Source organism: Prevotella sp. MGM2, assembly GCF_002933955.1.
Lineage (GTDB): Bacteria > Bacteroidota > Bacteroidia > Bacteroidales > Bacteroidaceae > Alloprevotella.
Map to the genome: position 1 here is coordinate 1 of NZ_BEWW01000261.1, position 12,997 is coordinate 12,997.

A 12,997-nucleotide genomic window follows, 5' to 3' on the forward strand; every position below is an offset into this window, starting at 1 on the left:
CGGGACTTCCTCATGGAAAGCCCCGCTCCGCTGTTACAAAGATACAACATTTTCGACCCGAAAGCAAGAAATGTTAAAATGAAGGATGGGCGGTTGGCCGCTTGCCGCAAGGGAGATTGTGGCCTTGCAAAAGTATGGCGAGGCTCTTAATTCTCATGGAGTGAGCGTTAAGATGTGAGGGAGGTTGGGACAAGGGCTACATTTCGGGCGTAATATGAGGTTGACCGCCCGGAAGTTTGGGTTGCCCCGTTGGGGGACAGTGTGTGAATGATTGTGTGTTGTCCGCAAAATAACCTGGCTCATCAGGATTTATTGTATGGCAGTGTCGTTTGTCGCGCTGCTGAAAAAAACTGATGAGCTAGGTTCAGGCTTTACAAAGTTCTCTGAGTTTAAAGTAGGTTGCTTCTTTCGGTAATTTCGGCATCAGCCATCGTGTAGTTCTCAAGGCTCCCTTCTTTAGCTTGAATGCAGATATAGCGCATTGGTTCCGATGATGTACATTTGAGATTGCGGTCGCAGTTTGTGCCAACGCGGACAACCGAACCTTCTGCAATGGTGAATACCTCATTGTTTATTTGAAATTTTCCTTTGCCGGAAAGGATGATGTAGTGTTCCTCATTCTCTTTGTGGGAGTGAAAGAAAGGCACAGATGCTCCTGTGGCCAATGAGGCAAAGGAAATTTCGCAGGATGTGGCACCGGTGAGAGCCTTGATGAATTGTTTTTCTTCACAACCGTTCAATGCACCGGTTGATACGTGGCAGAATTTAGCGCCTCTGTTGAGAATTTTTGTTTCCATTGTACTTTGAGTTTAATTTGCTAATTTTGCGGCTATGACCCGCTATTGTTCTGATGGTGCAAAGTTAATAATGAAAATATTGATTTACAAGAGATTACAAATTTGTAAGATACTTACTTTAAAGTAACTTTTTTTGAAAATGAGCACGTTAATGTCTGAAGAAAAACTGAAAAAATATATTTGTGTTGATAATTGTCCCGTCAGAAATGTCATATCGCATTTTTCCGGTAAGTGGGCCATGCTGATATTATGCTTGCTGGCGGAAAACGGGGCCACGCGCTTCAGTGCCATTGGCAGGGCCATTCCTGATATTTCTCCGAAGATGCTCGCCGAGACATTGAGAAGTCTGGAGGCTGATGGTTTGGTCCGACGGAAGGTGTATGCGGAGATACCGCCTAAGGTGGAATATTCCTTGACAGATTTAGGCGGCAGCCTTATGCCTCATTTGGAAGGCCTTATCAGTTGGGCTATGGAAAACTTTGAGTGCGTGATAACCAACCGGCAACGTTTCGTCACGAATTCATGAAGATTCTTTACGAGAGTTGCTTAAGGCGGCTTAAAGAAAGGATTTGCCGGTTGAAAGACGGCGGACGATGGTGATTTTTCTGCCTCGTAAAGCGTATCGGCTACTGTTGTCGTCGCCTTTTTAAGACTTTCAAGGATAACCTTTGGGTGCGGCGGGAGAGCGCTTTAATTCCGGTCAATGTATGGTTTGGGACGAGCCGGCCTATTTTGTGGATCCAACAGCGGTGTGGTGGGGAATATAAGTTGGCGGTGTGATAAGGACAAATGGCCTCTCTTGCTGAAATATCAATATCCATTCCACGTAAATCCCTAAAAAAATGCGTACTTTTGTAGCCGTTTTTTAATAGATACAAGATTTTTATATGGCACAGGATAAAATAATATTGACTGGTGACCGCCCTACCGGCCGTTTGCACATAGGCCACTATGTTGGCTCACTCCGTCGACGGGTGGAATTGCAGAATGAAGGCGATTTCAAGAAGATGTTCGTGTTCATTGCCGATGCTCAGGCTTTGACAGATAATATGGAGAATCCTGAAAAGGTACGTCAGAATGTGATAGAGGTCGCTCTCGACTATTTGGCTTGCGGGCTCGATCCCGCAAAGGTGACTCTTTTCATACAGAGCCAGATTCCGGAATTGTGCGAACTCTCCTTCTATTTCATGGATTTGGTCAGTGTAAGCCGTTTGCAGCGTAATCCGACGGTGAAAACGGAAATACAGATGCGTGGTTTTGAGTCGAGTATTCCTGTGGGCTTTTTTACTTACCCCATCAGTCAGGCTGCCGATATTGCCGCTTTTCGCGCCACCACCGTGCCTGCCGGTGAGGATCAGAAGCCTATGATAGAACAGGCTACGGAAATAGTACGCCGCTTTAATTATATTTATGGCGACACCCTTGTAGAGCCTAATATCATGCTTCCTGACAATGCCGCTTGCCTGCGTCTTCCGGGTACGGACGGTAAGGCCAAGATGTCCAAAAGTTTGGGCAATTGCATTTATCTGGCCGAAACGGCTGATGAAGTGCAGAAGAAAGTCATGTCTATGTATACCGACCCTTTGCATGTACACGTCAGTGACCCCGGACATTTGGAAGGAAATACAGTGTTTACTTATCTTGACGCATTTTGCAAGCAAGACCATTTCAGCCGTTATTTGCCCGATTATCCTAATTTGGATGAATTGAAAGCTCATTATCAGCGTGGTGGTTTGGGCGACATGAAGGTAAAGCGTTTTCTCTATAACATCTTGGAGGAGGAACTGGCACCTATACGTGCCCGCCGCAAAGAGTTTGAAAAGGACATACCTGCCGTTTATGACATGCTGAGAAAAGGATGTGAGGAGGCTCGCTCTGTAGCGGCAGATACCCTTGCGGACGTTCGTAGTGCTATGAAAATCAATTATTTTGATGATGCGGATCTGATTGCAGAACAAGCCTGTCGCTTTGCCGGCGGAGAGTAAGATGTGGCGTGGCGGGGGACGTGGCTGATAATGGTGTTAACCGTGTCCGGAGTCTCTGTAGCCGGGCAGACTATACCTCGTTTAGTTAAAATATACCTATAACTCTTTGCCAATCTAAATATTATGTCTAAATTTGCAGCCCGAAGCCGTGTTGTAGTATTATGACATGTAAAGGCCATCCGAATATTAAAAATAAAAACAGCATAACACAATGAAAAGAACATTTCAACCCCACAACAGAAAGAGAAGCAACAAACATGGTTTCCGTCAGCGCATGCAGACTGCAAACGGTCGCCGCGTGTTGGCTGCCCGTCGTGCCAAAGGTCGTAAAAAACTGACCGTATCTGACGAAGTGCACGGTAAGAAATAAATTCAGAGGCTTTCGTTGAAAGCCTGTCGGCGGAAGAAGTAAAGGTTTTTAATGAAAGAACTTTTACTTCTTCCGTTTTTTTGTAGTAAATTTGCGCGTATGTAGGCTTGCTGCCGGCAGTCGGTACGTCTGTTGTGCGGTGATTGTTGGAAATGTTAGTGGCGGCCTTCCGGATTTTTTTAGTGACAAAGACGTATGATCCTCTTATGACAATATCTGCATTCTTAAGAAAACTTTTTAGCCCGTTGCTTGTAGGCAATTGCCTGGGAGTGATGGTGGCATTGGGCATTTTGGTGGCAGGAAGCCTCAGTTTCTTACAATGTTATACCAATCATGACAGAACGGTGGAGGTACCCAACGTTCGGGGACTGAAACTGGAGGACGTCCGGCAAAAGTTTGAGGCATTGGGGTTGCAGTGTGAGGTGGCGGACACGGGTTATGTCGACACCTTTGTGGGAGATGTCGTTTTGGAACAATCCATACGTCCGGGAGAGCAGGTAAAGACCGGACGTATTGTGGAACTGACCATAAACGCTTCCAGCGCACGCGCTATAACCCTGCCGAATTTGGCTGAAAACTGTTCACGCCGTGAAGCGGAAGCCAAACTACGGGCATTAGGTTTCAAGTATTTGCGCACTGAATTTATTCTTGGTGATGAGGATTGGGTCTATTCACTTAAGGTCAATGGCGAGGTGGTGAGTAGCGGCACCCGTGTGTCTGTTGTCACTCCCGTTACACTTGTTGTGGGTGATGGGCATGTTTATGATGAGTTCAATGCTAGCGACAGCTTGGATTATACCTATTTCCCTTCTCTGGATGAAAGTCATGACAGTTTGCTCGAAATAGGCGGAGGTGAAACGGATATACAAAGTGAAATAGGTACGGAAGCGTTTGAATGATGGTAGAGAAAGATAGTTTAGGCACAGAGGAGGACTTTCGTGCCATAGGGTTGGAAGAAGATGAAAATGCGGAACTTTATGAGCATTTCCGGGTAGTGGCTGATCGTGGGCAGCAGTTGCTGCGTGTCGATAAGTTTCTGCTTGATCACCTGCCGGATACATCGCGCAACCGTTTGCAAACGGCGGCGCGGGCAGGTTTCGTTCATGTGAACGGCCAACCAGTGAAAAGCAACTATCGGGTGAAACCGGCAGATGTCGTTACTCTTCTCCTCGACCGGCCGCGTTACGAAAATAAAATAGAGGCCGAGGATATTCCACTCGATATTGTTTATGAGGATGAAGAGCTTATCGTCTTGAACAAACCGGCCGGTTTGGTGGTACATCCCGGATGTGGCAATTACACCGGTACGCTGGTGAATGCCATAGCGTGGCACTTGCGTGATGATCCGGGATATGACCCTAACGACCCCGGAGTGGGGCTGGTACATCGCATTGACAAAGACACGTCAGGCCTGCTCGTGGTCGCTAAAACTCCCGAAGCCAAAACAAAGCTCGGTGTGCAGTTTTTCAATAAAACAACGCGGCGGCGTTATAATGCCTTGGTTTGGGGGAATTTTACGGAAGACGAAGGACGTATAGAGGGTAATATAGCCCGTAATCCACGCGACCGTATGCAAATGGCAGTTTTTCCTCCCGGCTCGGATGTTGGTAAACATGCCGTCACCCATTATCGTGTACTAGAACGTTTTGGATATGTAACTTTAGTGGAATGTATTCTGGAAACCGGGCGCACTCATCAGATACGTGCCCACATGAAACATATCGGTCATCCGCTTTTCAACGATGAACGTTATGGCGGTGATCAGATTTTGCGCGGTCAGCAGACGGGAAACTATTCTGCCTTTATACGTAATTGTTATGCCTTATGTCCGCGACAGGCGCTTCATGCCGAAACATTGGGGTTTGAGCATCCTGCTACCTGTCGGCAAATGGATTTTTCAGCACCGCTTCCCGTTGATATGACAAGGCTTTTGGAGAAGTGGCGTATCTTCCTAAAGGGGGCAACACAGCGCCCAGACGGTAAGGATTGATGATTGTCTTGTAATGAATTTGATAGTTTGCAGTTAAAATACTCAATAATATAAAGGTTACTATAAAAATGAAAAGGACGATAGCAATTGTTGCAGGCGGCGATTCTTCTGAATATGGTGTGTCATTGCAAAGTGCAGCCAATATTCTTTTTTCCATGGACAAGGATAAGTATGACTGTTATGTGGTTGAAATGAAAGGTAAGAAATGGCAAGTAAACTATGGTGAAGAACTTTGTTCCGTTGACCGTAATGACTTTTCTTTTAATGCCGCAGATGGACGCCATACGTTTGATTTCGCTTACATAACGATTCATGGAACTCCGGGTGAGAATGGTCTTCTTCAAGGTTATTTTGATCTTATCGGATTGCCTTATTCCACAAGTGATGTTTTGGTTGAAGCTTTAACGTTCAATAAATTCGCTCTCAATAATTATCTTCGTTCCGACTCCTCATTTAATATTTCTGATTCCTTGCTGTTGCGTAAGGGCGATGAATTGCCCGCCGATGAAGCGATTGTCAGTCGTTTGGGATTGCCTTGTTTCGTCAAGCCCAATGCAGGTGGCAGTAGTTTCGGTGTAACAAAGGTAAAGACCATAGATGGCTTGCGTCCCGCAATAGCCAAGGCCATGCAGGAAAGCCCTGAGGTAATGGTAGAAAAGATAATGGTAGGAACGGAAATTACCTGTGGTTGTTATAAACGTGGCAACGAGATTTTTACTTTCCCTATTACAGAGGTTGTGACAGAGCAGGAGTTTTTTGATTTCGAGGCGAAATATCATAATAAAAGTCAAGAAATAACTCCAGCACGTATAGCTCCTGAAACTGCGCAACGTGTTAGTGAGATGACCAAGTGTATTTATAAAATGTTGAATTGCTATGGTATCATTCGGATTGATTATATTCTGAGCGGAGAGAAAGGTAATGAAACCATTAATATCCTTGAGATAAACACTACTCCAGGTATGACTGTCGCGAGCTTCATACCTCAGCAGGTACGTGCAGCTGGCTTGGAACTCAAAGATGTTTTTTCAGATATTATAGAAGGGCGTTTTGCTTAAATGGGAGAAGATCTGTGCGTTTAAATAAAAAATCCTTACAATATGAATATACCTGTAGAGTTTGACGATATACGTCCTTACTCCCCTGAAGAAATGCCGGCGGCATTTGATAGGCTGCTTTCTGATGAAAGTTTCTGTCAAATAGCTTTGTCTTTCTTTAAAGATAAAACTGTTGATGATTTGCGCCATTTGGCTGCTACTTGTACGGACAATGTGGATTTCCAAAAAAAGTTTCTTTATGCTTTGATGATGGATTTATTGTCAAAAACAAGTGTAGGATATGGCATGAACATAACTGCATTATCTGATATTCAACGCGGATATACTTTTGTTTCCAATCATCGTGACATAGTGCTTGATGCGGCTTTTCTTGATATTTTTCTCATAGAAAAGGGATTCCCTACTACTGTTGAAATAGCAATAGGCGATAATCTGCTGATTACTCCATGGATAGAAACGTTGGTGCGTTTAAATAAATCCTTTATAGTGAAACGTTCTGTAGGCGTAAGAGAGATGTTGGAAAGTAGTCGTCTTATGAGCCGTTATATGCACTTTGCCATCCGGCAGAAGCATGAAAATATTTGGATAGCCCAGCGTGAGGGACGAGCTAAAGATTCTGATGACCGTACGCAAGAGTCTGTATTGAAGATGATGGCCATGGGAGGGGAAGGTACGCCCATAGAGAGCTTGAAGGAGTTGAATATTGTGCCATTGACTATATCTTACGAATACGATCCCTGCGATTATTTGAAGGCTCAGGAATTTCAGTTGAAACGCGATGTTCCTGAATTCAAGAAAACTCAGGCCGATGATTTGAAAAATATGCAAACCGGCATTTTTGGCTATAAGGGACAAATACATTATGAAGCCGCTCCGTGTATCAATGTATGGATAGACGAGTTGAAGGATTTGCCAAAGAACAGATTCTTTGGCGAACTGGCGCGGCGCATGGATATAGAAATACATAGCCGTTATCACCTGTATTCCAATAATTACATTGCTGCAGACATGTTGGACGCTACTTCAAGGTTTAGTGATAAGTATACCCCAGAGGAGCATAATAACTTTGAAGAGTATTTGAATCAGCGTCTGGCTTTGATACAGTTGCCTGGCAAGGATGAGGCCTTTCTTCGTGAGCGCATACTAGTGATGTATGCCAATCCGTTGCGTAATTATATTAATGCCACAGTATGAGACTTGTTTTCTCTATGCTATGTTTGTTGTCGTTGCTATTTATGGCCGTTACATGTAATGGTGATGACGCTTTTTGGCCTGCTTATCGACAGGAACTGGTTGAAGTCCTGACAGATGAGATAGGGCAGACTGCGTATTTGGTACGTGATGATGCAGATACCCTTGCGGTATCAAATGGTATGGCATGGGGAAATTTAACGCCGGATACTGCAATTAGAGCTTTAGTTCTTTACGAAATTGGAGCAAGCGGGAAAACAATTGTGCATGGTGTGTCCTCTGTTCTTTCTTCTCCTCCCCGAGAGTTTGATCAGGCAATGATACGTATGGATCCGGTTTATGTTGACGCCATTAATCATAGTGGAAGATATCTCAATTTCTTTCTGAAGATAAAAACCTCTGGGACTGGCCATTTCTGGGGATTCATAGACAGAGGTGTTATTGAGGTAAATGATGGTGTCAAGTTGCTTCGCCTGTCTCTTTACCATGACCGGCATGGAGACGGAACAGATTATAAAAGGCAGATTTGTCTTTCTTGTCCTTTATACGGTTATGGTTCCCATCTAGTATCAGGCCGTGACTCGGTGGAGGTGCAAGTCAATACTTATGATGGGGTAAGTGTGCGCCGCTTTGTTTTTTAAAGATTTTAGTTGTGTCATAAAAATTATCAGACAGCAGAATTTATGTCCTCAATAGCATTTCAGCCAATCACCTTGGCATGCCATGATATAGTCCGCCAGCGGGTTTTTCATACAGAATGCCGCAATTGCGATTTAAATTTCATGAATTTGATGAGCTGGCGTTTTCTTTACGATACAGAAATGGCCATTTGGGATAATTGGCTACTTTTCCGTTTTAAGGCCAATGGTCATTTGGCTTATTTGGCTCCGACAGGAAAAGGGGATTGGCGCGGGGTGATGTCTGCTCTTTTGGAAGACGCCCGTTCTTTAGATGAGCCGTTTTTGATGCTTGGAGTCTGTGAAAATACCCTGACGTTTCTTGATGAAGCCATGCCCGGCTATTTTTATGCCACCGCAGACCGTACTTATACCGATTACATCTATGACCGTCAGTCCTTGTCTTCATTGTCTGGCAAAAAGTTACAACCGAAACGCAATCATGCCAACCGTTTTGAAAAGCTTTATCCCGATTATGAATATCTTTCTTTGACTCCTGACATCTTTAGGGAATGTCTGGAACTTGAAACGAGATGGAGCAGTCAGAAGATAGAAAACAGTGCCCGACTGAGTTATGCGGACGAACGCCGCTCAATGAGTTATGTGCTCGATAATTGGGACAATCTTGGCGGAATGGGCGGTGCCTTGAGAGTTGAAGGCCGGTTGGTTGCGTTTACTTTTGGTGCTCCTGTCAATTATGACACGTTCGATGTTTGTGTTGAGAAAGCCGATACGGAGTATGATGGAGCCTATGCCGTTATTAATCGTGAGTTTGTCCGCCGCGTCCCCGAGCAATATGTTTACATCAATCGCGAAGAAGACTTGGGCATTGAAGGGCTGCGCCGTGCCAAAGAATCTTATCAGCCGGTAATGTTGTTACATAAATACACGGTAATGACAAAACATCCGCTTGGAGCCCTTTAGAGGTACCTATGTTTTGTGGCAAGAAATAATAATTTTACATACTGTATATATTATGCTTCTTTCTCCTGAAGAATTAAAACAGCAAACGCGTGATTTGTGGAAAAACTGCTTTCATGAAAACGATGATTTTCTCGACATTTATTTTGAAGATAAATACCGTCCCGGGCGCAATATAACTGCGCGTCCCTATGGTGATGTTGTTGCAGCCGCACAGTTGCTGCCTTATCGCATGACTTTTTATGGGAATGTGCTTTATACCGGTTATGTTTCCGGTCTGTGTGTGCATCCTGATTTCCGCCGTCGGGGGCTTTCTTCACAAATTCTGTATCAGGCTCATCGGGATTTGTACCGTCAGGGCGGGACGCTCAGTTTCCTCATTCCCGGCAGTGAGGATTTGCGGCGTTTCTATGAAGATAAAGACCATGGCGCCTATTGGACATCGACCTATCGTATGGAAGTTTCCTTTACTGCCGGCGATGATTTGGATGATAGCGTAACGGTAGAGCGTCCTGAAGAATGGGGTGAGGATTTATATGTCTATTTCCGCCGTAATACCGGCTATGATTTCATGTTCCATCCTTCCCATGATGATTTTTTCGCCGCATTGTCCGTATGCGATCTCGAAGATGGCTACGTTCTTGTGGCACGGCGGCGTCAGCATATAGCAGGCATTTGTCTGGCGGTGCGTGAGGCTGATGGCAGGATCTTTTTCCGTAGCCAGCTGGTGGCCGATGAAAAAGTCCGCCATAGTTTCGTATCCTATCTTTGTGCTCAGACCGGTGCCGATAAAGTCTATGCCCGCGTGCCGGTGCCCGGAAGTACGAAACAAGCCGTGCCTTATGCTATGGCACGCGTAATAAATGTAGAAAAATTCCTGCGTTCTGTACTTCGGGCTTATCCCGGTTTTCAAATTCATATAGGGGTGGATGGGGATATGCACATACCCGAGAACAACGGCTATTATATTATTGAGGACGGCAAACTGCGCATCACCGACCGTCAGCCCGATACCGTTGTCACGCCCGGCGGTTTGGCAGCCCTTTTCCTTTCAGCCCAGCCAACCTATGTCGAGATGATGCTTGATGAGTGACACATGTTCCATTTTAATTATAGAAAAGCCGTTATGAGACATTCTTTGTTTTTATCCTTATGTCTGTTGATGGGAGGATCTTTTATGGCCGCGGCTCAGCAGGCCGTGGACCTCGGTCAGGTATCTCTTTCGAAGTGGAAAATAGGTACCGGCAATTATAGTGGTATCGCTCCGATGGGCGATGGCCGTTATGCCGTGGTGAGCGATAAGGAGCCGGCCGACGGCTTCTTTGTGTTCCGCATCGACCAGAACGCTACGACCGGCCAAGTGGCAAGCGTTTATCTTGAGGGCTTTTATGGTAATTCCCGCCCGCAGACAGACGCGCAGGGGCATTCTGTGCGCGATTGTGAGGGAGTAGCTTATTTTCCGTCTGCACGCACTGTTTTCATCAGCGGTGAGGGTGACCAGAAAATTCTGGAGTACGATTTGAAAGGGCAACCCACCGGTCGCCAACTGAATGTGCCGGCGATATTCGGTCGGGAGCGCATTGTGGACAATTATGGTTTCGAAGCCTTGAGCTACAGTCCCGAAACCCATCGTTTCTGGACAACCACCGAAAGCACCCTGCCGGCTGACGGATACGCCTCAGGTCCCTTGCATCCCGGTGAGCAGAATCTGCTGCGTCTGCAAAGTTTCGATGACAATCTCCAGCCTGTGGCGCAATATCCTTATCGTATGGACCGGGGCAAGAGTGAGGATTTCGGTAAGATATATGCTTTCGGCGTGCCCGCTCTTACAGCTTTGCCTGACGGCCGGCTGCTTGTGTTGGAACGTGAGGCCGATGTGTCAAACGGTTATATGAGTTCGGAGGTCATCTGCAAACTTTTCATCATCAATCCCCGCGAGAGCTGGCAGATAGACTCGTCCGCCGATCTTCGGAATATCGACTCCAACCGTTTTCCTGTCAAAACATTACTGGCCCGTTGGGTAACCAAACTCACGCCATTTAATTTATCCTTTGCCAACTATGAAGGCATGTGCCTCGGCCGTGTTTTGAACGACGGTCGGCAAACGCTCTTGCTCATCAGCGACTCGCAAGGCGGCTTCGGTGTCGGGCCGGTCAGTTTGAAAGACTATATTCGCGTATTGATTCTACCCTGACGTTTTATCCTCCCAAAGGAAAATAACTGCGGGCGGCAGAGAATCGACTTCTCTGCCGCCCGCGTCTGTAGATGTCGGCATGCCGCCGGCAGTATCGGTTTCATGAAATGTGGAAACCGTGATGCCTGGTGTAAATCTCCAGCCATGACCAGTGTACAAACGTGTTGAGGAACACAAGGATGATGATCGACAACGTGTAGACACTGTTCCGCTTCTCACGGTAGCAGACGGTTCCCGGAATGACGGCAATGATGGAAATCAATGTCACAACGATGGAAATGCGGCTGTTCTCAAAATCGGAAATTCTGATGGGCAGTTCCGGAAGCAGGCGTCCCAGAATGATGGCGACTGCAATGGCCGTCAGTGTCAGCGGGCGTTCCTTCATCTTATCCGCACAAATCCATGCGAAGCCGAAGAAAAGGGCAGACTGTGCCCATGCCGCGGCATAAAAAGAGAAAGCTGCCGTCCAGCAGAAACTGAGGAACAATACTGCCGACAATCCTAAGATTGAAAGAAAATAAACTGTTTTGGAATGTGTTTTCATTGTCGTGAAAAGAATTAGATGAATAAAAATAAATCATAACACACTGCCCGTTGCAACTGTTGACCCATACCCAACCACAACCATGTGCACTATCTTCGCAATTTGTTTCTCTGCATTCTTCAGAAAGCATGCTAGAGCAAAAGTCATGATTGGTATTGCAGTGACTCCATAGAAAACGCATGGATGTTGAAAGCTTTTGATATCCCTGAGATAATAAAAGTAACACCTAAAAATAGATGAAGTATATGTGCTATTTTGAGTGTAATCATACTTTTCAAATCTAAGGATTCTTAATGATATTGAGTAGTTTTTCTCTAGGGCGAATCAGTGTTTTCACTATACTTTGATGGTTGCAATATCGTGAAAAAAACGAATTTCCTATTCTTTTTGATAAGAAATTAGTGGTATATGTTGGAACGGTTTAAACCTCTTCCGCCTTGATAAGGCCGTGCGTTACGGCATAGATGGTGAGTGCCGAAATGCTTTTGATGCCCAGTTTTTTTGTCAGGTTCTTGCGGTGTGAGATGGCAGTGGTGGTGCTCATACCCAGGTGGTCTGCTATTTGCTTGTTGATGAGGCCTTTTGCCACTAGTCGTAGTACCTCCGTCTCGCGTGTGGTGAGTTGGGTGACGGGAGGGGGGCACCCTTTGGCCTGTTTCACGGCTTCAGGCTCGCGGCCGTGTGCCCCGTGGGCAGCTCCGGCCAGACGAAGAAAACTGCGGATCAGTCCTTCTTCGGTCTGACGCACATTGAGTGTGTGGAAGCCTTGCGGCAGGCGGACCGCTTCATCGCCGTGTATGAGAACGATAGTCCGGTGCTGCACTGAAAGGAAAAAGGCGGCGTGCTCCATGAGGATTTGTGTGTCGGTGAAGAAGTGGAAAAACTGCGGGTGGTTTTCAGCCGCCAGTTTTTCCACATCGTGCAGGATATGTGCTTCCGCTTTAGGCATCATGCGCCGGATGATGTCTGCCAGCCCGATGGCTGCGAGCGTGTCGGTCAGGATGATGGCTATTCGGGGGGTGTTCATAAGCGGGGATGTGTGGAGATAACGGTGCGAAGTTACGAAAATTAGTTGGCAGACCGTTAGTGAAGACTGTTTAATTGCAGATGGTTATGTTCCGCAGGCACGGGTACCGTGCTGCAGGTCGCTATTGCTGGCTGCGAGGAAGGTCATTTTTTTGCGCTTCGCAATTTTAACATTTCTTGCTTTTGGGCCGAAAATGTTGTATCTTTGTAACAGCGGAGCGGGGCTTTCCATGAGGAAGTCCCG

Annotated in this window: 14 protein-coding genes and 1 pseudogene; 11 read left to right on the plus strand and 4 right to left on the minus strand. The window is 46.0% G+C overall.

Translation table 11 applies throughout. The features are described from left to right. Positions 1-389: 389 nt before the first annotated feature. Positions 390-797: a cupin domain-containing protein gene (locus C5S62_RS06645; RefSeq protein WP_104404613.1), complete on the minus strand. Its 408-nt coding sequence runs from the start codon at positions 795-797 to the stop codon at positions 390-392. Between the two features lie 139 nt (positions 798-936). Here C5S62_RS06645 and C5S62_RS06650 point away from each other — a divergent pair, with 139 nt between their 5' ends. The 11 genes from C5S62_RS06650 (at position 937) to C5S62_RS06700 (ending at position 11,183) form a co-directional block, all read left to right on the plus strand. Continuing rightward, on the plus strand, positions 937-1,323 hold the full coding sequence (locus tag C5S62_RS06650) for a helix-turn-helix domain-containing protein (protein WP_104404625.1): 387 nt from the start codon (positions 937-939) through the stop codon (positions 1,321-1,323). A gap of 361 nt (positions 1,324-1,684) precedes the next feature. Next, positions 1,685-2,782 carry a tryptophan--tRNA ligase gene (gene trpS / locus C5S62_RS06655; RefSeq protein ID WP_104404614.1) on the plus strand — a complete coding sequence of 366 codons (1,098 nt, stop codon included), beginning with the start codon at positions 1,685-1,687 and terminating at the stop codon, positions 2,780-2,782. A 211-nt stretch (positions 2,783-2,993) separates the two neighbouring features. Beyond that, a complete protein-coding gene (gene rpmH / locus C5S62_RS06660; protein WP_104404615.1) occupies positions 2,994-3,152 on the plus strand; it encodes a 50S ribosomal protein L34 in 159 nt (52 codons plus the stop codon). 206 nt (positions 3,153-3,358) lie between these two features. Beyond that, positions 3,359-4,051 (plus strand): PASTA domain-containing protein, encoded by a 693-nt coding sequence (locus tag C5S62_RS06665; protein WP_172486284.1) that lies wholly within the window; start codon positions 3,359-3,361, stop codon positions 4,049-4,051. Next, on the plus strand, positions 4,048-5,142 hold the full coding sequence (locus C5S62_RS06670) for an RluA family pseudouridine synthase (RefSeq protein WP_104404617.1): 1,095 nt from the start codon (positions 4,048-4,050) through the stop codon (positions 5,140-5,142). Before C5S62_RS06665 ends, C5S62_RS06670 begins: the two co-directional genes overlap by 4 nt. Before the next feature lie 68 nt (positions 5,143-5,210). Continuing rightward, complete coding sequence (locus C5S62_RS06675) at positions 5,211-6,200, plus strand: D-alanine--D-alanine ligase (RefSeq protein ID WP_104404618.1); 990 nt, start codon at positions 5,211-5,213, stop codon at positions 6,198-6,200. A 42-nt stretch (positions 6,201-6,242) separates the two neighbouring features. After that, positions 6,243-7,394: a 1-acyl-sn-glycerol-3-phosphate acyltransferase gene (locus tag C5S62_RS06680; protein ID WP_104404619.1), complete on the plus strand. Its 1,152-nt coding sequence runs from the start codon at positions 6,243-6,245 to the stop codon at positions 7,392-7,394. Next, the gene (locus tag C5S62_RS06685; protein ID WP_104404620.1) at positions 7,391-8,032 is read left to right on the plus strand and encodes a NigD-like C-terminal domain-containing protein; all 642 of its coding nucleotides are present in this window, start codon (positions 7,391-7,393) and stop codon (positions 8,030-8,032) included. Before C5S62_RS06680 ends, C5S62_RS06685 begins: the two co-directional genes overlap by 4 nt. A 42-nt stretch (positions 8,033-8,074) precedes the next feature. Then, positions 8,075-8,992, plus strand: a complete 918-nt coding sequence (locus C5S62_RS06690; protein ID WP_104404621.1) for a DUF2156 domain-containing protein — start codon at positions 8,075-8,077, stop codon at positions 8,990-8,992. A gap of 52 nt (positions 8,993-9,044) precedes the next feature. Continuing rightward, on the plus strand, positions 9,045-10,082 hold the full coding sequence (locus tag C5S62_RS06695) for a GNAT family N-acetyltransferase (RefSeq protein ID WP_104404622.1): 1,038 nt from the start codon (positions 9,045-9,047) through the stop codon (positions 10,080-10,082). A 33-nt stretch (positions 10,083-10,115) separates the two neighbouring features. Continuing rightward, positions 10,116-11,183, plus strand: coding sequence for an esterase-like activity of phytase family protein (locus tag C5S62_RS06700; RefSeq protein ID WP_104404626.1), 1,068 nt, complete (start codon positions 10,116-10,118; stop codon positions 11,181-11,183). A gap of 100 nt (positions 11,184-11,283) precedes the next feature. On the opposite strand, the gene C5S62_RS13880 is transcribed toward C5S62_RS06700, so the two are convergent. The 3 genes and pseudogenes from C5S62_RS13880 to C5S62_RS06710 all read right to left on the minus strand — a co-directional run bounded on the left by C5S62_RS13880 (position 11,284) and on the right by C5S62_RS06710 (position 12,754). After that, complete coding sequence (locus C5S62_RS13880) at positions 11,284-11,727, minus strand: hypothetical protein (RefSeq protein WP_104404623.1); 444 nt, start codon at positions 11,725-11,727, stop codon at positions 11,284-11,286. Positions 11,728-11,779: 52 nt separating this feature from the next. Next, positions 11,780-11,908 (minus strand): annotated as a pseudogene (locus tag C5S62_RS14105) (hypothetical protein); the annotation flags it as partial. Positions 11,909-12,148: 240 nt separating this feature from the next. Next, positions 12,149-12,754: a helix-turn-helix transcriptional regulator gene (locus tag C5S62_RS06710; protein ID WP_104404624.1), complete on the minus strand. Its 606-nt coding sequence runs from the start codon at positions 12,752-12,754 to the stop codon at positions 12,149-12,151. Positions 12,755-12,997: the final 243 nt, after the last annotated feature.